The 21648-nt window shown below is 33.6% G+C and carries 14 protein-coding genes and 1 pseudogene; 4 read left to right on the top strand and 11 right to left on the bottom strand.

Features of this window, described 5'->3' with window-relative positions:
- The first annotated feature begins 25 nt into the window (after positions 1 to 25).
- Both OPR42_RS07780 and OPR42_RS07775 read left to right on the top strand, forming a co-directional pair.
- Positions 26 to 550, top strand: a complete 525-nt coding sequence (locus tag OPR42_RS07780) for an ankyrin repeat domain-containing protein (RefSeq protein WP_265041408.1) — start codon at positions 26 to 28, stop codon at positions 548 to 550.
- Positions 551 to 594: 44 nt separating this feature from the next.
- Positions 595 to 804 (top strand): hypothetical protein, encoded by a 210-nt coding sequence (locus OPR42_RS07775; protein ID WP_264954104.1) that lies wholly within the window; start codon positions 595 to 597, stop codon positions 802 to 804.
- Here OPR42_RS07775 and OPR42_RS07770 read toward each other — a convergent pair whose 3' ends face one another.
- The 3 genes from OPR42_RS07770 to OPR42_RS07760 all read right to left on the bottom strand — a co-directional run bounded on the left by OPR42_RS07770 (position 805) and on the right by OPR42_RS07760 (position 2818).
- Positions 805 to 987, bottom strand: a complete 183-nt coding sequence (locus tag OPR42_RS07770; RefSeq protein ID WP_353272771.1) for a phospholipase D-like domain-containing protein — start codon at positions 985 to 987, stop codon at positions 805 to 807.
- Between the two features lie 269 nt (positions 988 to 1256).
- Complete coding sequence (locus OPR42_RS07765) at positions 1257 to 2279, bottom strand: IS110 family RNA-guided transposase (RefSeq protein WP_114517465.1); 1023 nt, start codon at positions 2277 to 2279, stop codon at positions 1257 to 1259.
- A 155-nt stretch (positions 2280 to 2434) separates the two neighbouring features.
- The gene (locus tag OPR42_RS07760) at positions 2435 to 2818 is read right to left on the bottom strand and encodes a phospholipase D-like domain-containing protein (RefSeq protein ID WP_406848679.1); all 384 of its coding nucleotides are present in this window, start codon (positions 2816 to 2818) and stop codon (positions 2435 to 2437) included.
- On the opposite strand from OPR42_RS07760, the pseudogene OPR42_RS07755 reads away from it, so the two are divergent.
- Positions 2817 to 3734, top strand: a pseudogene (locus OPR42_RS07755) (patatin-like phospholipase family protein). The gene OPR42_RS07760 and the pseudogene OPR42_RS07755 overlap by 2 nt on opposite strands.
- Before the next feature lie 78 nt (positions 3735 to 3812).
- Here OPR42_RS07755 and OPR42_RS07750 read toward each other — a convergent pair.
- The 7 genes from OPR42_RS07750 to wmk (OPR42_RS07720) all read right to left on the bottom strand — a co-directional run bounded on the left by OPR42_RS07750 (position 3813) and on the right by wmk (OPR42_RS07720) (position 11096).
- Positions 3813 to 4145, bottom strand: a complete 333-nt coding sequence (locus OPR42_RS07750) for a WD_0736 family protein (protein ID WP_265041409.1) — start codon at positions 4143 to 4145, stop codon at positions 3813 to 3815.
- Positions 4146 to 4441: 296 nt separating this feature from the next.
- Complete coding sequence (gene wmk / locus OPR42_RS07745) at positions 4442 to 5383, bottom strand: WO male-killing family protein Wmk (RefSeq protein ID WP_265041410.1); 942 nt, start codon at positions 5381 to 5383, stop codon at positions 4442 to 4444.
- Positions 5384 to 5500: 117 nt separating this feature from the next.
- Positions 5501 to 6046, bottom strand: coding sequence for a hypothetical protein (locus OPR42_RS07740; protein ID WP_265042252.1), 546 nt, complete (start codon positions 6044 to 6046; stop codon positions 5501 to 5503).
- Between the two features lie 62 nt (positions 6047 to 6108).
- Positions 6109 to 7863 carry a reverse transcriptase domain-containing protein gene (locus OPR42_RS07735; protein ID WP_214303292.1) on the bottom strand — a complete coding sequence of 585 codons (1755 nt, stop codon included), beginning with the start codon at positions 7861 to 7863 and terminating at the stop codon, positions 6109 to 6111.
- 422 nt (positions 7864 to 8285) lie between these two features.
- Positions 8286 to 9041: a hypothetical protein gene (locus OPR42_RS07730; RefSeq protein WP_265041652.1), complete on the bottom strand. Its 756-nt coding sequence runs from the start codon at positions 9039 to 9041 to the stop codon at positions 8286 to 8288.
- Between the two features lie 287 nt (positions 9042 to 9328).
- Positions 9329 to 9997, bottom strand: coding sequence for a JAB domain-containing protein (locus tag OPR42_RS07725; RefSeq protein ID WP_264704329.1), 669 nt, complete (start codon positions 9995 to 9997; stop codon positions 9329 to 9331).
- 190 nt (positions 9998 to 10187) lie between these two features.
- The gene (gene wmk, locus OPR42_RS07720; protein ID WP_265041412.1) at positions 10188 to 11096 is read right to left on the bottom strand and encodes a WO male-killing family protein Wmk; all 909 of its coding nucleotides are present in this window, start codon (positions 11094 to 11096) and stop codon (positions 10188 to 10190) included.
- 128 nt (positions 11097 to 11224) lie between these two features.
- On the opposite strand from wmk (OPR42_RS07720), the gene OPR42_RS07715 reads away from it, so the two are divergent.
- Entirely contained in the window at positions 11225 to 12154 is a 930-nt protein-coding gene (locus OPR42_RS07715; RefSeq protein WP_262986565.1) for an Rpn family recombination-promoting nuclease/putative transposase, read from the top strand.
- A 347-nt stretch (positions 12155 to 12501) separates the two neighbouring features.
- Here the strand turns inward: OPR42_RS07715 and OPR42_RS07710 are convergent, their stop codons facing one another.
- Positions 12502 to 21540 carry an ankyrin repeat domain-containing protein gene (locus tag OPR42_RS07710; protein WP_265042251.1) on the bottom strand — a complete coding sequence of 3013 codons (9039 nt, stop codon included), beginning with the start codon at positions 21538 to 21540 and terminating at the stop codon, positions 12502 to 12504.
- Between the last annotated feature and the right edge of the window lie 108 nt (positions 21541 to 21648).

Here is a 21648-nt window from a genome sequence, read left to right as displayed (position 1 = left end):
ATTTAATATTAAAAAGATGTTGAATATGGATAAATTGGGTCAAGATACAAAAAACAAGCTGCATTTTTGGTGGCTTATAACAGTAATAGTATGTATTATTGCTACCTATTCCTACATGAAGGCAAAAGCTGTAGATAATTATAAAACGATATTACGCATTGCTTCTCAAAATTGTAACTTAGAGACTGTAAAATTCTCAGTAAAAAATTTATTAGATATTGATACACACATGCCTAAGTTAACTGCGTTACATTACGCTGCAGAAGGGGGATGTTTAGAGATAGTCAGGTTTTTAATAGATGAGGGAGTTAACGTAAACATTATTAACAAGTATGGAAGCACAGCACTACATAATGCTGCATATTATGGTGATTTAAGGATTATCAAATTTTTGCTAGAAAAAGGCGCTAATCCTAACATTATAAACGATGATGGAAAAAAACCTAGAAATGTAGCTGTGTTAAGGTCAAGGCACAACAAAGACAAGCCCTACGATCAAATAATAAAGTTACTTGCAGAAGCAGAAGATAGATACGAATCAACAAAGTAATCACTAAAGTAGCTATCCATAATAAACTCACATTTTAAATCATTATGCAAAATCAAAAAATCCCAATTACAGTAATTATTACCATATTAATCCAAACCGTAGCAATCATATGGTGGTTATCCAAGCTAGACTCAAGGGTACAATTTCACGATAAACTTATTGAATATGGTTTAATGGAAAAAGTATTAGTACTTGAGGAAAGGGTAAAAAATCTTTCTGAGGAATTGGATGAGCTTAAAGCTGATTTAAAGTAATTATTCTTCTACTTTTGGTGTATAAGGATCAGATTGAGATTGACGATCCTTCCAGTTTTCGATGTATTGCTCAACTAATGTAGGGTCTCCTGTTATAATCAGTAGATTCTCAGCGTTTTTTTTCTGCGCGGCGTCAGAGAAATTGAAAGATCCAGTTATGATTTTTTGCTCATCAATAATCATAATTTTACTGTGTGAAATTGCAGACGCCGTCTTGTCAGTCAACAAAAAAATTATAAAAATTGTCTCATTGCCTAGGCTGTATTGTAAAACTAAAAAATACTTCCAACTCACATCCTGTATAGCGGATACAGATTATAGTTATGTTGATAAGTAAATTTCTGCTGTCTTGTATATATAAAACTAATTTACTTATCAACATACTAATTACATTCAATGAATTTGTGTAAGATGCCATTTTACGTAAGATAGAATGGAAGCATTTTTTGATTTTAAAGTACTAAACCTTCAGTTAACCTCCTGGCCCTGTAGTTTTTGATATGGTCAGGATCAAAAGCCTTTTTTGATCTTAAAATACCAAAAACAATATGAAGTAACTTACGCATTGCAGACCCAACTATGGCCATATTATGCTTACCCTTTTCCTTTAATCTCTGGCAAAAGCTCATAATAATAGGATTGTGATTCTTAGCTACTATGGCAGGAAAGAAAAGTGCCTTACGTAATGGTTGTGAACCGGATTTACTTAATCTGGGTTTGGCATATACAGATGAACCTGATGTTATATTTCTCGGTATAACTCCTGCATATGCTGCCAATTGTCTGGCATTTCTAAAAACTTCTATGTCAGGAACCTCAGCTAAAATAGCTACTGCTGATTCCTCTCCTATTCCTGGAATAGTCAGTAGAAGTTGAAAATTTTCCAACAACTCTTTGTGTTGCTTTAATAGTTCACGTACGGAGTTTTTTATTGTTTCTATTTTTTGAGCTATATTCATTGCAAGGTCTTCCCAAGCATTTGCAACTTCTTTGGGCAGTCTCTCTTTTTTTTCTAAGTGGTTATTTACTAATATCAATTCATCTTTTAACGCAACCGAGCAACGATAAAGATGTTTTAATTTTTTCAGTTCAGGAGAAGGTGGTGTCCAACGAGTAGGTTCCTGTCTTTGGCAACAATCAGCAATAATTTCTGCATCAGTCTGATCATTTTTTTGCCGTGTAAGCTTACTTCTTGCGTAGGATTTTATGCAATAAGGATTTACAACACTAACAAAATGTCCAGTATTGTGTAGAAATTCAGCCAAAGCTTCACTATAACAACCGGTAGCTTCCATGCAGGCTTTTACTTGTTCTACATTATGTTTTTGTAGAAAGCTCAGTAAACCTTGAAACCCATGATCATCGTTCTTAAAGCTCCTTTTCCTAGTTTCACGTTTTCCTTTTTTACTTATAAATGAGAGAAAAACATCAAAGCGATCTTTTGATACATCTATGCCAAGAAAGTTGTTGATCATATATAACCCCATACGTTACCATTAAAAATGAAAAGTAAGGCTAACCTTGTTAATACAGAATTAGAACCATTTAGGTCTTTCTAAGACGCCGTCCAGCCTATACTTTTGAGAGGGAGCTCTTATCTGCAAAACAGATTTTATATCTAAGGTTTATATCAGAGTTCCTCCCTTCTCCAACTAATGCTTAAGCTTAAAACATTAGATGCTTTTTTCAAGATACAAGGTTTATAGTCTATGTATATTGGGATTTTTTGATGAAACAGTTCATTAATAACACTATACTTTGAGCTAACTTGCGATTCGTCGAGAATAACCATGACATCAACTCCACGCTTTTTAGCTTGAACCAAGGATTCAGCAATAGGCTTTGAGGTAAATTGGTATGCCTGAACCAACACGGATTTTTTAGCATGATCCACGGAATCAATTATTAGGTTGGTGCAATTTTCTCTAGGAGTGAAACATACAGTAGTACTAGGACAAGAAACACAACCTGATAAAAGAGAACAAGTTAATAAAATTATTAAATATCTAAACATGATTAAATATATCCTTTCAGTTGACGGAGGAGGCATAAGGGGCATAATACCAGCCATAATATTAGCAGAAATAGAAAAAAGAACAAGAAGAACTATAGCTGAAATCTTTGACTTAATGGCAGGAACCTCAACCGGTGGAATTGTTGTAGCAGGGTTATGCAAGAAAGATAATCAAGGAAATCCCCAATATTCAGCCAATGATTTAGTTGAGCTTTACCAAGAGTACGGAGCATATATTTTTAAGTCTTCATTTTTTAGGAGATCAATATTTTCTTGGTTTAACTGTGCACAATACCCACATAAAAATATTTAATTTGTACTGGATAAATATTTTGGAGAGGATATTCTAAAAAATACATTAAGTAAGGTACTGATAACAAGTTATGATATTCACAATAATCGTCCATTTTTCTTTAAAAGCTGGAAAAAAGGTAATATTAAGCTAAAAGATGCACTCAGAGCTGCAACGGCTGCACCTACTTATTTCATACCAAAACATCTAAAAATTGAGCAGATAGACAGAGTATTAGTGGATGGAGGGGTTTTTGCCAATAATCCTGCGGCTTGCGCATATGCAAGTGGTAAGAGGTTATTTCCAAATGATGATATTCTACTGTTATCGATAGGTACTGGAAGAACAGATAGAAGCATAGCTAATTCAAGGAGATTTGGAAAGATAGGTTGGATAAAACCTCTGTTGAACGTAATGTTTGCCTCAAGTTTAGATGCAGTAAATTACCAACTTGATCAAGTTATATCTGATAAATATATACGCATACAATCGCAACTGAAAATAGCATCACCTGACATGGATAATATTACATCAAAAAATATCAAATCTCTTCAGGAGGAGGCAAATGCAATGATAGAAGGCAATCAAAAAGTAATCGATAAATTTTGTGACATTGTATCTTAATTTACATCAAGTAAAATCTAAAGCTTTAGTTGAACCAGAAAAGTAAAATAAGCAAATTTGCCTTGTTGAGAAATCTTATTATCTTTGTGTACTACTTTCTTTTTCACTACTAAAAAATCCACATAAATGGTTAAAAACCTTTTCAATAAAAAGCTCGCTTTCCTTTCCTGTAAAAGCTTCTTTTATTTCATGCAAACTACTTGTTACCTTATTGCTATTTTTTATGACTGAGTAGCTTTCAATAGCTTGGCAAGCAGACAAAATAGTTATTACCCCTATTATAGTTGAAACAATTATGGCAATTAAAGGTGCTATTGTTGTAAGTACTGCTGCAATTAATGAGATGCCAACACAAAACGCAATAGCTGAAATGCAAAATGCTACTGTATGTTTCTTTTCATGACTAACCATACACACCTTCTTAATAAATCTGTTAAAAGGATAACTTATTTTTTTAGTACCGTCAATATTTTTAGAAAAATTGGCATACTCAAGATAATCATTTGTGATACCAATGAATTACATTAAGCAAATTTCTAGTACCTAATTTAGTTAATTCACTTCAATCTATTTGAACATTATATATTAAATACAGAAGCACAAGAATTTCATTCAGTAATTTAGATATATTAAATATACAACTATTTTTATTGATATTTTAATGTATTATTTATGAGTCAGTAAGCTACTGCAGTTTTTAAACCAGGCTAAGTTTTAAAAGCATAATTTTCAAGCTCCTCAATAGATAAGCCCGTTATTTCAGAAATAGCATCAATAGAAACGTCCAACATACGTAAATTATTCGCAACTTTTATTGCCTCTGCTTTGTAAATCTTTTCTTTGTAAACTTGCTTTCTTTGCGATAAAAATTCTACCCATATGTCCAGTTCATCTCGTGATTCTTGATTGTTAATTTTTTTTAACTCTCTTGCCAAGCTTAATAGCTCTTTTTCTCCTTCATCATCCTCATAACAATCTTTTTCCCTTATCAAATCTTCAGCATTCACCGATAATTTTTCTGCTATTTCCCATAGCCTTTCACTTAAAATTGTCACACTCCCCTGTTCATAATGATGTATCTGCGAGGGTCCCACATTAAGCTTTTTTGCTAACTCTTCTTGTGTATATCCTCTGATTATTCTCCACTTCTTGATCTCTTGTCCTCCGTTTTGGCTTGTATAATGTATACTCTCTTTATCAGAATATTCTTCAGTTGATAAACCTACTGCTCGGTAAATTATATCATTAGTAAACCCTGCCTTTAAAATATTTTTTGCTATTTTTATTCTTGCAACTTTTACATTACTTTCCTCTTCAGCTCCAATAGATTTAGTTAATGCATAAATTGCCTTGCGTCCTCTTGTTTTTGCTATAAAATTATACATCCATTCGATCTTACTTTCGTCAAAACAACCACTTTCTCTTAGCGCTTTTCGCCTAGGAAATAGATTTCTAACATGGATTGATAATTCCTCTGCTATCACTTTTAACTTTTCAATTGGAATGCCACATGCTCCTTGCTCATATCTTAACAAGGTATGATATTTTATGCCGGTTTTATCTACTAAATCTTTTAGGGTATACTTTTGTTTTAACCTCCAGCTTCTTATTTTTTGTGCTATTTTATATCTTATAGAGATATTTGCCATATCGTAACAATTTTACCGAAATAAACATCTGTTATTTTGCTACAACCTAAGTTTAGCTTATAAAGATTTTGTAATTTTATGATTTTGGTTAAAGAAGGGAAGAAAACCTCCCTTCGTTTAAAGTTTCCGAGAGGTCTCTTTACTACCTCCATATATCCTATTAACCCATGATAATGTTTCATTATTACTAATCGCCCTTATTTCTTCTTTTGCCTTTTCTTTACTCCACTTACCACTCCTAGGGAAACTTCCTTTTTCTACCGCTTCTGTGACCGTCATTCCTCCAAAAAAACACCCTTTTCCTATATTTTCCCCTCTCTTTTGTAGTTCAGACCACATTTCTTTATCTGCTACTCTGACCTCTACTTGACTGTCATTTTTCGCATTATGGTATACTACAATTTTTAGGCTACCAATACTTGTAGGAAATGTTATCTCAAAAGCACTATTGTCAGACACATCAACGTAATTCCTCTCACCTTCTTTTTCACTTCTAACCTCAACCTTACTATTTCCTATTTCTATAACATCACCTCCTAATTTTACCTCTCCTGTGGTTAATCCTAAATTTTTTGTACCTTCCAATATTCTTGCAATATTTACCTTACTACTCTCAGAAAATTTCATAAAGTTATCTAAGTGGGAAAAGTCGCCTCTCCCCACTCGACTTCAGAACCGTACGTGAGACTTTCGCCTCATACGGCTCCTCTATAATTTGGTGCTTGTCATGCACACTTTCTATGTAATTCATCGTGACAATGTCCATGTAACAAGGATAAATTCTTTTTCATATTATTACGTCTGTTTCGGTCAATATGATGTGTTTCTAAGATATCATCATTTTTAAACCAAAGTTGACAATGACCACATTTACCTTGTTGTAACTTCAACAATTTTATTACTCTTGGTAGTTTATCTGGTATCTTCCTTAAACGATTACCCCAATAAACCCAATCGCCATCATATGGAGACTTGGTTCCTTTCACTTTGACATGCCTTTTAATAGCATGATCTCCGTGCTTAATAAGAAGAACTTTGTTATTTGTCATAAATCGCCAATTATCGTTTTTATACTTTTTAAAGTATTTATTTTTAATCCAGTATTTTCCTTTGGTTGGGTGCCTGTAGACTGCCCACTTCCAGATGTTTCTAAACATTACACTGTCAATAAACCTAAAGGTCTTGTTTGACACAACCGAAGAATAATATTTGCTCCACCCTCTAGTAATTGGGTTAAGCTGTCTTATTACTGTTTCTTGTGTTGATCCTCTTAATCCTCTAATCTTATGTTTTATAGTGAGTGTATGCTGTTTTCTGGATTCACGACTTGGTTTGACTAATAATTTATAACCCCTCTTATTATTTTTCGTAGAGTAATGCCTTATTGAGAAACCAAGAAAATTAAATCCTGGCTTTTCTCCATTTTGAGTATGAGAAATCTTTGTTTTTGAAGGTTTCAATTCTAGTCCAATGGTTTTGAGCCATTCTTCAACTATCATTTTTGCCTTCAGAATGATTTCCTTACTCTCATGTATGATGATAAAGTCATCTGCGTAGAAAATTACACTTAATGAGCTTTTTGCTTCTCTACTGCTTGCAACACCACATTTCATCTTCCTATATTGAAGAAGTTCACTCCATAACGTTTCTTTGATATATTGTTCTAATCCATTTAATGCAACACAAGCAAGTAACGGTGAGATCGTCCCTCCTTGAATTGTACCACGTTTTGTGGATTCAAATTTTCTGTTTTCCATTACTCCAGCTCTTAACCATCCTTTTATAATTCTTCTAAAGGTTGGTGTAGTGTTAAGTTTTTCCAACAGAGCATTTTGATTAATATTATCAAAACATCCAGAAATATCAGCATCTAAACAGTACGCTGTTTTCCAATTCAGTGAATTAAATATGGCTTCAATAGCATCATGACATGACCTACCAGGTCTAAAACCATACATGTTCGGTTCAAATCCTACCTCCCACTCTGGCTCTAGTGCCATTTTCATAAGTGTTTCTTTTGCCCTATCTGAGATAGTAAGTATACCAAGAGGGCGATATTCTATTGGTTTTCCAGGTTTTGGAATCCAAACACGTTTTGATGGTTTCGCTTTTTCTCTAACATTTAAAGAATATGCTAATTGCAATCTTTCTTTATGATTAAGATTTGCTTTTCCATCAATACCTGCAGTTTTCTTCCCTCTGTTATCTTGAGTTACTTTTCTGACAGCAAGTAGTTTTGCACTTATTGAATTGAGTAATAATCTTTGAAGTTTATGTACCTTCTTCTTATCATTACATATTGCAGCTTGGTAAATTCGCTTTTGTAGCTTAAATACAAATTTCTCAACTTTACGCCAAGGAATTGTATTCCATTCATACCTAACAAATTGTTGGTCTATAACATATTTACTACTATTCACCACTTTACCTTCCAAATTATAGTGTCCACGTCTGCATATCCCAAATATTACTTTGGGCATTAGCTTCTTGGACAATCCCTCCAATGTAAGTGCTTATGGCTGGCTGCCTACTTACATTCAAATGAATATAAGAGCACCTATATGGTTATCCCGTTTCACGATTTTGTTTCGTGTTAGACTTAGGTTCTTACTTTTTACCGGAAGCTGAGAACATCTATAATCAAAGACATCTAACTTTAATTCCTCGTATGCTTCATACCATTTTGGTCTATGCGTAAAACAACCTTAATTTCGCATATTCAATATAACGACAATTCAATCATAAGTTTCTCTCGTAACCATATCTAACTCTGTTTGCAGGAGTTTGCTATAAGGTTTAGCATTACCTGCTTTTATCTCATGCTTGCATCCTAAAGGTTGCCATTCTTTAAAATGTGAGACATACATTATCCCTGATGTCTAGGGAAGATGGAATCTAACCATCACAAAATCGCAACTTCGGGTCGCACAAACATCCTATTATCTATTTCCACGTCTTCTATGATTCCTTCATTTTCAATAGCACTTTCACCGATTTCTCTCAGTTCTTTAAGCCACTCATCTATCTGTGGACGAATCTCTTGATAGAGTTTGTTATGCATTTCACTTATTCCCTTATCCTGCAATAGATCGTAACTGAATATTGCTCCATTTAGCATCAATTCACATATTATATCTTCCTTCTCATTTTCTTTGCATTTGATCAAAGGCATTTTCGATATTACTGTATCAGCAAAACTCTTCTGCCCTTCGCTATACGCATTTATCCTGATTCCAGCACTTAGTGCTTGGTCTATAGTCTTGTTCAGTTCTTCTACGCTTTTTGCCTTTACCACTCTACTTTTAAACCACCTCAATTCTGCATTTTCACTTGCACTTGGCTCTATCTTGCTTAAAGATGGAATAAACGGATTTTGACGATTTGAAGATTTTTTGTTATAAACCTCACGTCCTTCTCCAAGATTGATTGATTTTTCAGAAACATCGCTAGGGGAAGGCACACCTTCAGGCTTCTCAAACCTGCTTTTATCATCAAATATTTTCGGATCAGTCTCGTCTAAAAGTATAAGCTGCTGATTTTTTTTGCTAGTACGCCTAATAGCACTATATAGTCCTTTTGGTAACTTTTTAGAATCAATGATTAACTCATAAGTATTTCCATCCATATCATCAAATGATACTGCTTTTTTAGTAGTCATATAACCTCTCATATTAAGCATATTATTCAAGTCTATAGAGCAATTTATTGCTTTATAATTAACTTAATACGCAAATTATAAAAAGATCTTGTATATTCTGCAACTATTTATAATAAAAGAATAGCTTTATCAGGACTTTTATTCTTTAACTACAACTTAATATACAAACTATACAAAGATCTTTTATATTTTGTAATTCTCCAATACAGATTCTTGACTAAGTCTTTTTGCTACTTGATTTTATATTTCATTGTGTAGCCAAACTTCTCAAGCAATTGAAATTTGGTTTATAACAGCTCTCTTTCCTTAAAACTGCAATATCCTTTGTCTGTCATAATAATGTGATCCTCTAACTCAATTCCCACTCCTTGACATGCTGATACTAATTCTCTAGTCATTACTTTATCATCTTCTGATGGTTCTAAACTCCCCCCTGGATGATTGTGAGATAATATTATCGATGCTGCTTCCATTGATAACGCCTTTTTTACCACTTTCCTTTCAGATAAGTGTACTTCATCTATTGTACCAAAATACACTTCATCTCTTATCAAACGGTTCTGCTTATCCAAATATATTATCAGGACAGCTTCTTTTGCTGAAAAGCCTATGTTTACCCTTACATACTCTATCAGCTTTTCTTGGCTATCCATTACAGGGCCTCTCTTTAACCCTTCTCTGAGTGCTCTTTTATAAGCTTCTTTAACACATTCAATTGCTGCGGCTGCATGTTCGGTCATTCCTTCTATCATTTTCAGATCATCGATTTCTCGTCCCAAAATTTCTCCTATTCCTGGGCAGTTATCCATTAGAGTTTTAGTAACATCTTGTGCTTGCTTTCTGTCGTGAACTGCTCCTAGAAGCACTGACACTATCTCACGATCAAATAGAGCACTTCCTCCTCCACTCTGTAATACTCTCTCTATTTCTTCTGTAAGTTTTTCACTATTATTCATAAAATATACTCCTCGTTAATAACAAATTGTTTTTAATTATTTACTGCTGTTTTTTTATCAGCATTGGCATAGAGCCATAGCTTCCGAGTGAAGTCAAATCAATTTTTAAATCTTTTTTACTTATTTTTTCATGAATAGGAAAAGATATTAATATATATATTTATTTTCAAGTTATGTAAAAAGGTTGTTGTTAATCAATTATTCTAGAAATAACATCAGTAGAAAAACCTAACTGAAGTAAATTATTTGTAACTTTCATTTCCTCTACTTTATCAATCTTCTCTTTGTAAATTTGCTTTCTTTGCAAGAAAAATTCTACCCATGTATCCAGCTCATCTCGTGATTCCTGATTGTCAATTTTTCTATATTCTCTTGCCAAACTTAATAATTCATTTTCTCCTTCACCATCTTTGCAATCATTTTCTTTATATTCCTTTATCAAATCTTCAACATCCACTGATAATTCTTTTGCTATTTCCCATAATCTTTCACTTAAAATGGTAACACTACCTTGTTCATAGTGATGTATCTGTGAGGGCCCTATATTAAGCTTTTTCGCTAATTCTTCTTGTGTATATCCTTTTATTATTCTCCACTTTTTTATCTCTTGTCCTCCGTTTTGCTCGTATCTCTCTTTATCAGCATATTCTTCCGTTGATAAGCCTGTTGCTCGATAGATAATGTCATTATCAAACCCTGCCTTAACTAGATTCCTTGCAATTCTTATTCTTGCTGCTTTTATATTACTTTCTTCCTCAGCTCGGATAGATTTGGTTAATGCATAAATTGCTTTGTGTCCTCCTGTTTTTTCTATAAAATTATACATTTCCTCGGTCTTAGCTTTCTCGAAACAACTACTTTCTTTTAGTACTTTTCGCCCAGGAAATAGATTTCTAATAGGAATTGATAACGCTTCTGCTATCACTTTTAGCCTTTCAATTGGAATGCCACATGTTCCTTGCTCATATCTTAGCAGCGTATGATAGTTTATGCCTGTTTTGCCTACTAAATCCTTCAGGGTATATTTTCTCTTTAATCTCCAGCTTCTTGCTCTTTGTGCTATTTGGTACCTTATGGAAACAGTAGTATACTTTGCCATACAGAAATAGATATTATATAGGTTAATACTACCAAATAAAGATATACAAAAACTTTTATGTTTGAATTTTAGTTGAATATTTCTTCACAATTGTGTATAATTACTAATGCTTTTTAGGTTAATTCGTCATGGCTCTTTCGAAATTTCTTGATCCCAAAAATGACTTGAGCTTTAAAAAGATCTTTGGCTCTGAAAAGAATAAAAATATCTTAATTCACTTCCTCAACGATATCTTAGGTTTTTCTACTTCTGATCAAATAATGGAAATTGAATTCCTTAGTACCATTATGGATCCTGAAATTGCCTCTGACAAACAAAGCATTGTTGATGTTCTTTGCAAAGACTCTATTGGTAATAGATTTGTTATCGAAATGCAACTCGCTCGTGATAAAGGCTTTGAGAAACGTGCTCAACTTTATGCTGCTAAAGCTTACTCTCGGCAATTAGATAAATCTGGTAATTACATTCATCTTCAGAAAGTCTTCTTTATTGCTATTTCCAATTGTAACCTTCTGCCTGAAGAAGTTGACTATATTTCTACTCATAATATACGCGATATCAAAACCAATGGGCATTACTTGAAAGATTTACAATTTGTCTTTATTGAGTTGCCTAAATTTACAAAAAATAAGGTAGAGCAATTAGAGAATACTACAGAGAGATGGTGTTTCTTTTTTAAATACGCAGAAGATACAACTGAAGAAGATCTAAAAAAGATAGCAGCAGAAGCTCCGATAATAAAGCTAGCATATGATGAATTAGACAGGTTTCGCTGGAATGAAAAGGATTTGATCGCATATGAAGAAAGAATATTGAGCGTGCAGAAAGAAAACGCTATCCTTGCTCAAAAACTCGATGATGCTAAACATGAAGGAATCCAAATTGGAGAAGAGAAAGGCAGGAAAGAAGGCATCCAAATCGGCCATGAAAAAGGTAAAATTGAAGGTAAAATTGAAGTTGCAAAAAATTCACTCAAGGCCGATGTCCCTATAGATGTTATAGCTCAAATTACCGGTCTCTCTCATTCTGAAATTTTACAACTCAGGGAAAAAACATAAATACTACAACTTATTCACTTCAACATTTATGAAAATCTTCTTTAAGTTAGATATATTCCCTAATTAAGAATCTAATGAACTGTCTAAAATAGCTATAAGGATTGCACATAGAATTATATAAATTACTATCATAACGTTACTCAAACTTCTATATCAAAGCTACGTGCTGTAAGTTCAATATGGAAAACACATTAACCACTTAGTATTTAATGTCTACTTCATCCATTTTAGTATTAGGACCATCAAACTTGCTACTGGTTTCCCTAATTATTTTGGCTAATTTTGCTACCTTCACTTTAAAATTTTCACTACTTGGCATTTTATAGCTGCACCTCTTATATTATAACCTACCTATTGATATTACCTCCAAGCTTGGTTACTCCTATCTCAGAAAGACAAGTTGATACTTCTGAATGGCTGTGAACTGAAGCATTACTTAAATAACTTTGAGGCTCTAAACTTATCTGCTGTTTTTTTGTACCATCAACTTCTAATCTACCATCTCTGTTGTGTAATATCTGCTCTATTGATTGATTTAGCAGACCCTTATTAAATTGAGCTATAAACTTTTCAAATTTCTTCGGACTTAATTTACCAGCTTCTTTACCAGAACATGCTTTCTCTACATATGAGTTGAAAATCCCCGAAATCTCATCAAATTTACCACTCATGATTTTTCCTGTAACTTCTTTCTGTATTTCCACAAAATCAATATTTAATCGATGCATTGACACACCACTTTTTAATCCAGCTTGCTCTACTACTTTCTCAAATCCCTTTGTAATATTGAGTGTATATTCCTGTGCCTCTAGTGGAGATATAGACTGATCTATTGTAGAAATATACTTTTGACCTGTAACCCTTCTAATCAATAAGTCAAATAAAGTTATTGTACCATTAAAGTCAACCTGTGATAGATAGTGATCTCCCATTTCTAATATTGTATTTCTATCCTTAGGCTTAAATTTAACAGGTGCTTGCCTTTCACACATTCGTTTTAGATTTGCATTTACATAATCGACGTTGTCTCGAAAGAAACCTCCATTTTCTTGTCTTTTATCTGTACCATCAGATGGTAGTGTGGTACCTGTGAAACTACTATTACTTATCGACGCTTTGGCAAATTGCCCATCAACTTGTGATAATGAACTTGCAGTCCCCTCAGATTTAGAACTCAATAATCTACCTACAGAGCTTTTCACCCGACTAAATAAATCATTTATCCATGAAGATGGTTTTGCGCCACTGCTTGTTGCTATCTGAGGTTGGTCTATAGCAAGGGGTTTGCGTGATAAGTTATGAGAATTGTGATCTCCATGGTGATGACGGCGTTTGCGTTCTCCTCTTCCTCCCCTGAGCTTTTTTTCTAAGTATTCCACAATATTATTGTGCCCCTTGTCTTTCGCAATATCTAGCGGTGTTTTACCGTAATTACCTTTAGCACCAAGATTAGCATGAGCATCGACAAGAACTTTTACTATATCAGGACTGTTGGTATCAGCACCATAATGTAAAGGTGTCCAATTGTCTTTGTCTTCAGCGTTAACATTTGCACCACGATTAAGAAGTAATTTGACTACATCTATCCTGTAGTTTTCAACCGCTCCATGCAATGGAGTTGCTTGATATTCTCCGTTTTTAGCTTCAATATTAGCACCGTTATCAAGAAGGAGTTTAACTAGGTTTAAATCACCGATTTCAGCAGCTGAATACAGTAGTGTATTACCGTTCTTGTCATTGGTATCAATGTTAGCACCCTGAGCAATAAGACCTTTAGCTTCATTAAAACCACCGCTTTCCACAATAGTCAACAATTTTCTATCTAATTGTACTTGCTTCAAAATTCCTGCTATATCTAGGTAACCTTTTCGAGTAGCCAAATCTAAAGATGTTTGGTTATAAATATCTCTAACTTCAATATCAGCACCTCTGCCAAGAAGGAGTTCGACTGTATTTAATTTGTTTCCTTGTATAGCTACATGCAATGGTGTCCAACCATTATTGGTTATATTATTAATACCGCTAATATCCTTGTCTAAAAGAAACTTAACTATTTCAAGACTACTACTGTACTGGGCAGCTACATGTAATGGTGTATTACCATACACATCTTTAGCATTAATATTAGCATTGTTATTGAAGAGAAACTCAACTACACTAAGTTTATCACGAGAAGCAGCAAAGTGTAAAAGCGTCCAACCGTACATGTCTTTAGCATTAATATTAGCCTTCTGATTAATAAGATCTTTAACTTCATTAAGACCTGCATCTTGCACTGCAGCTAACAATTTTTTATCTAATTCCGTTTGCTTTAGAAACTCTGCTACATTTGTGTCATTCTCTTGAGCAGCTAAGTCTAAAGGTGTTTTACTATCCTTATCTTTAACACTGATATCAGCTCCTTTGTTCACAAGAAATTTTACCACATCTAAAGCATTGTAATATACAGCATAGTGTAGAGGTGTCCAATCACTACTGTCTTTAGTATTAATCATAGTTTCTTTATCTGAAAGAAATTGAAATATATCATTAAATAGACTCATATTACCATTGTAAACGGCATAGTGCACGGTAGTCCAGCTTGTTGAGAATTTATCTTTATCTGCAACGTCATCTTGATTTCTTTCAGCAGTTTTATCAAGGAAAAGATTAACTATATCCCACTTGCCATTTTTAGCAGCATATTGTAGCGGTGTATAACCGAACTTATCTTTTTCATTTATGAGAGACTTTAATCTTTCTCTTTGGCGAACTGCTTTTACTAGTTCATCAGGTTCTGAATACAAATTATCTTCAAAATTCATACTTTCAATTTTACCTATAAGAAACCTAATAGAACGCAATTTGCCTTCTTGAGCAGCAACATGAAAAAGTGTTTGGCCATCGTTATTTTTAGCTTCAATGTTAGCTTCGCACCCAGCCTTCTTTTGGCAAATCTCTGAAGCTTTATTAATCAGACCTTGTATTTCTGCTATATCAGACAAACTAAACCTGTCTAATCTCCGGATTATTATTGGTTCTAACCCTAAATCGAATTCCAATGTAGAAATCCTATAAGACTCAGAATTATTCCAATTTTTTACATTGATTACATGGTTAGATACTTCGTCGGAAAACACCAAATCTGTATTACTACTGGAAACCCTAATCTGATCTGGAGTAATATCTTTTAATATCACTACTCCTATGCGTTCTTCATCTTGCCCCACCGAAGTTAAAGTGCCATCTTGATTATGTGTGATACTGATAGACTTAGTGAAATCTATAACATATTCTTTTATAATTTTTTCATAATCATTCTTAAGTTTATCTTGATAGTCCATTATTCCATCAACCTCTTGCTGTAAACCTAAATATGGAAAAAAATTACCATTGTTCCACAGAAGAAAATTAACATCTCTCCATTTACTTTGGTCATTATAAAAATCTTCTACTCTAATAATAAAAGGAATCTCACCTTCTCTTGTTAATAAGAGATCATCTTCATCTTTATATTTCTCGATATCTTCAAGATTAGAATCAATCACTAAATGATCACCTTCAAAATCCTTAGGCAACAAAAACATATTCTGAGTCTGTGTGGCATGGAAAAAGGGAGATAATTTGCCACTTTCTACGGAAGAGCCAGCACATGACATTGATTGTACATAAGGAATAAAGGTTTCTCCTTTACTGTTCATAACCATAAGGTGCCTATAGCTGTTACCCTTAAGATAATTTCTTACTTGAACATGAGTATTACTATAGTTTAAATGCAAGTTACACTGTTGAATTGAAAACTCCTCAGGAACTTCTGGCATAACCAACATATCTAATTTTTTATCACCTGAGTTATTATCAATAATAATCTCTCTTTTCTCTGTGTTGCTATCAATAACATACATATCACTTCCATTTCCACCTCTAGCAAACATACTCCTTTGGTCAAAATTTATTATATCTTCTCCTGAAGAACCAAATACCATATGTTGGAATTCGCTATTGCTTTGTAGTTTTGCTCTAACAACACCAAAGACTTTATAGTCCTTATTATTAATGAGTATTTCCTTGTAATGATTTTCTGCAGCATCAAAGCTATCAAGAGAATGTTCTGTATGTAACTCGAACGAGTTAATTTTTGTAATGGATGATTCTAGTTTCTCAATTTTAGGAATAATATTACTACCATTTTTATCTATCAGCATAAAATTAGGTTGATTACTGCCTTGCTTAATATAATTTTTAATATCAAGGGTATATTGATTACCTTGACCCAGCCCTATTTTTAAAGATAAAGTATTATTAGTCGAGAAATAAGATATTTCATCACAATCATCTAGCAGATTAGTTTCCGGAAAGATTACAGTTCCCGTTCCTTTTACATCAATTTCTGAATATAAATCTTTAGCCTCGTAATCTGTGGTTTTTATATAAAAGGTATAATCATTTTCTGCACCTGTAACTTTAGTGTATGGCGCAATAGCTACTTTTTTACAATTATCAACTGTATCCTTCTCATTTTTGCTCAAACCTCCACCACTATTTATAAAGACGTCACGATTATCGTTTCTAGTAAGGCGCCTAGAATTATATGTACATAAAACATTATCTGTCTTATTTTGCCTTCCAATATAGCTATACCTGAAAGCATCGACATTGCTATCAACATAATCATTGATCAATCGATGAAGATTTGTTGTTAACCTTAAAAGACCGGGAGCGTTAGGTCTAAAACGATAGTCAATTTTTGCTTGTACAAAGTCGTATTCTGTTGATTGACTTAGGTCAAGTATATTAGTAGCATTACTTCCACCAATAATTTTACCCGAAAAACCTCCAGGTTTCACAAGAATAAATTTGTTAACAGTATTATTACCACCAGTTATTCCTGTGTTTCCTCTAAAAATCAAGAAGTAGTTATTTAATGTATTACTTCCAACAATGGTACCTTCATCTATGCTTTCTAAATTATAAAGAATTATTGTACCATTTTGCATTCTTCTTCTATCAGCAATAACCATTGTATTTTCACAGTGATGCACAGCTGTTGGAACTGATTTTTTAATACCTTTTTCATAAATTTCGCTAGTGACTTGTGGTAAGCAAATCATCGTAGCATTTTGAATTGGGTCAGGTATAACACGTGAAAGGTTTGTTGTATCAGCATCTGTTCTATTCATTAGAATCTTTCCATACCCTGCATGAAGAGATGGCGTGTCGCTATCCACCCCAAAACCAACTCCATAGGCAACTACATCATTAGGGCTATCACTTAAAGCTTTCCAGGCTCTTTTAGCTTGACTATTAACCATATTATTTCTGGCTGCAAGGTGTTCCAGATCATATGGCATAGATGAAAGTAAAAGCGTATGCAAAAAGATATCGAAATTCTCACCATGAGTTGTATCATACTTCTTTTCATACTCTATAATATTGCTAATACCACTATAAACTCCATGAGTTACCATGAGTCCAAATCCAACTCCAATACCAACTCCAGGCAGACTAGCTGCTGTAAGAGCAACACCAGAAACAAATGACACACCAGAAAAGGCTATAGAAGCTATATTATCTCTTATCTCCTTTTCTCCACATGGATTATTACTATCTTCTCTATTTTTACAGTCTACAAGGTTATTTGCTGATATGCCTATATCAATAATATCAAATATACCAGCTATAGCTCCTGCCGTGCCTTTCGCTATTTTACTTCCAAATTTTACTCCTGCAACTTGAACAACAAATTTTGTCTGCTTACCTAAAGTACCCGGTATAATCCTTCCTACAACTTTTTCAGCTGATGTTACAACTTTTGGAGCAATTTTAACCATTACATTCTCAATTGGTTGAGACGCAAAAGACCATCCTATTCCACCTAGATTTAATCCACAATCCGTTGCTGTTCCATCCTTGCAAGATACAATAGCACCATGAATTCCTCTTATTAATTGTATTCCACCTGCAGCATTCATTAATCTGCTTTTTAATTTCGGGTTTTTTGTTAAATCACTGTTTTGCTGTAAAACGTCACCATATAAATCCTTGATACGCTCATTCTGAATATAGCGCTCATACCCTTGGTCTCCAATCACCTTATCAACTAAATATTTATAGTCACCCTCAATATTTTTGTTTCCAATAAACTCTATTAGCTGAGCATTTTTCCCTTCATCTTGACTGCTTTTAACATAAGTTAGGAACTTTTCACTATCAATTATAACCTTACCTACATTATTTTTATCTACCCTTCCTTTACTAAACTTTTCCACATCATCCTTTGAAAATAAACATTTAATACTTCTCTTCTTTCTATTGCTTTGCTTTGCACAGCCATTAAGATTTAACTTATTCAAAGATTGTGTTGCTTCACCAGTAGGCAGCATATGAACTGAACTATGAACTACTTCAACAGGAATAAATCCTTCCTTGGTTGTCCTACTTGTTAAAATAAGTTTATTCGGATTATTAGATCCTTTATCGAAAACAACACCGATAAATTTTACCTCATCACCATCTGTAAGTGTTTTATAGGTAACACCTTCTTTGTACTCTTCATTTATTTGATCATTTGCTTCCCTCAATAAAGCTTGAGCCCCTTTACCCTGCCTTGATGCCTTAAGTTCTAACCCTATTGGAGTGTACTCCTCAGCATTTCCACCTTGAGCCACAAACTTAATACCATGAACTAGCATGTCAATACGTTCCCCTCTACCAGTTTGAAACTCAGTTAAAACTAATGCTCTAGTTTCTGGTGATTCCTGTAATTTTAAGTCACTATAATAACTAAACACTCCATTCAATATTCCCTGGAAATGAGCTTCTTTATTAACGAGACTCTTAAAAGGAAAGATTCCTTCTCCAATTTTTTCTAATAATCTACTATATCCTCTTATTGATAAGGATTGGATATCTAGTGCTTTATCAAATGTTTCTTTTAACTCATTAGGATAAGTAACTTCTTTAAAAGTACCTTGAAATCTATTATCTCCGTTGTTGTACTCTTGTAAAGAATTGTATTTTTCAGCCCAAATAGTAAGATATCTTTTAAAATCTGACTTGTATCTAGTATCAAAATTAAGACTTAATTCGATTATTTCCCTATTCCCTATTTCTCTATTTAATCTATCAAGAGGAAGAACTTCATTCAGCCCGTTCAAAACATCTTTTCTGTTAGCTTCAACAATATTCATCACATAAACCAACTTCTCTGTATTTTCTGGAATGAGCACCATTGTTACAACTGCATGGCTTGCATCAAGGTTAGCTGACAGTCTTTCTCTGGCTCTTTGAGCTGCCGGACGTCCAAGCCTACGAAGATTAGGATGCACTTCAGTAGGTATATTGTCTCCATAGATAAAAATATACTTTTTTAAACTTGTTCCTGAATCTTCACTTAATAATAATGATTGCCCTAGTAAAAACCTACTAAAATAATGATTATCTCCCTTCTCTGATGTACCAGGAAACGTATGATAAATACGTTCCATATTATCTTTTATCTGTTCTTTTAATTCTCTTTTACCAATCTCTTGCGTATCCCAATCATCAGAGGATTTTAACATATCTTGAAAAAGAGGAATTATTTCTTCTCCACGATTTGATACTTTAATATCAGAGATAGGAGATGGATTATCAAGATTGACACCAACACATAAAATGTCATCTGCAGTGGTTAGAACTCGCTGAATATTTGGTTGAAAGCCTTGTGCATACTTTTCTGCTTGCTGCAAAGCCTTATCTGGAGTAGCATTAGAACCTGCTCCCGCTTTTAATTCAATAATAATGGGAATAGAATCCAATGCACGATCAGGACCACGAGCCAGCAAGATAATATCTGCATAACCCCTTCCTGCAAATTGCTCTGGGTAAACTCTAAGATTATACCTATAGTGGAAATTCATGAAAACGCCTACCATAAATCCATGATGTGCTGCTTCACGTGCACTATTATCATAGACTACTGATCCTACATACTCAGAATGAACGTTATTAATTTTTTCAAGAACTTTTTTTAAAGACCTGCTAACTGTTTGCGCATCAGAATCAGATAGCTTCGCTATATCACCTTCCGGATTATTCCATATTCCTTTTTCTATTTCATAAAATTCCTTGCTAGTAGCAGAATCAAGTATCTCTTTAGCTTCCATATTAACAAAAATATCACCCTTTCCTTTATAGATCTGTACTAATCTAGATTTTATTCTATCTTGAATTTCATTCTTAATATTTAGGATCTCATTCTCAACATCCCGATCTCTAATCTTACTCCTATCTATATTCTTTCTTAATATGTTCTCCAACTCATTAACAGTAAACTGATGGCCACGCTTACCTTCTGAAATGGAAAATAAATCTATATTATTAATAGCATCTTCAGCATTTCCAATTTGACCATTTTTAACAATAGCTACTTTTAAAGTTTTTGAAGTATCAAAACTAAAATAAATCTTTTTAATATTTAACTTTTCTGCAATTTTTATATCTGGCAAAGTAGAAAAGCTCCCTAGGAAGAAGTGTGTAAAAAATCCTGCTTTTTCTACAGAGTGTAAATAAGATGGAATCTGATCCACAAATGACTGAAATCTCGGTTCAAAAGATTTAAAATCCTCATCTTGCTGGCTTATACCAACTTCTTTACTTGCTTCCTCTATCAATAACTGTATTAACTCAAAGTCTTGTGGTCTTACTTTACCCATGACTCTTTTTAAGCCTTTTGCAAGCTCTTTATCATTATCAATAATATTCCTTTCAAGACCAAAATTATAATGGTTTCGTTTACCTGGTGCACCAACATGAAATAACTGTATTTGAGTATTTCCATTACCATATTGAGTTTCAACCTCACCAGAAACACTAATCGTTGCGCTAAGCATTCCACTCATTGCTCTTATTTCAGGTTCACCTCCCCAAGTATCAGGGTTCCTCATGTTTTCCAAGTAACGCTCAAAATCACCTTCAACAAAATCTCTGAACTCATTTCTATAAGAACTTATGTGATCAACTACTCGATTACGAAATACGTTTCTTACTAAATTTGCAAATGTATCATCATAATTCGCAGCACCTAAATTCCGAACCAAACCTCTAATATGATCTAAATTTTGGGTTACAGTTCCATCATTTCCAAATAGTACTTCATACCTTTGTCGAAATAAAGCATCGTCGTTTCTGACGGGTATTAAGTAAGCCATAGTAACAGACCAAAATAAGCAACTACCGTCTCCTGGAACATCGATTCTCTTAACCTGACTTCCACTTTCGGAATCAACATCAGATCTACGATAACGCTTAAGTTGATAAAATTCTTTAGCTTGCTCTATATATTGTATTTGATCCGATAATTCGGTAATCTTTGAATTAACGCCTTCTTTTTTTAGGTGATCTGTTAGATATTGTGTCTTAAACATAAAGCCCCCTTCATTACATTATACCAAATCCACTATTTATTATCAGAGATATCAACAATATAAGCTATTTTTACCTGCATACTAACTTGGATATATAACATTTATATT

This window comes from Wolbachia endosymbiont (group B) of Melanostoma mellinum (genome assembly GCF_947251465.1).
In the GTDB taxonomy this organism is placed as follows: Bacteria; Pseudomonadota; Alphaproteobacteria; order Rickettsiales; family Anaplasmataceae; genus Wolbachia.
The sequence above is the reverse complement of the archived record's forward strand: the minus strand, read 5'-3'. Positions and strand labels throughout refer to the sequence as shown.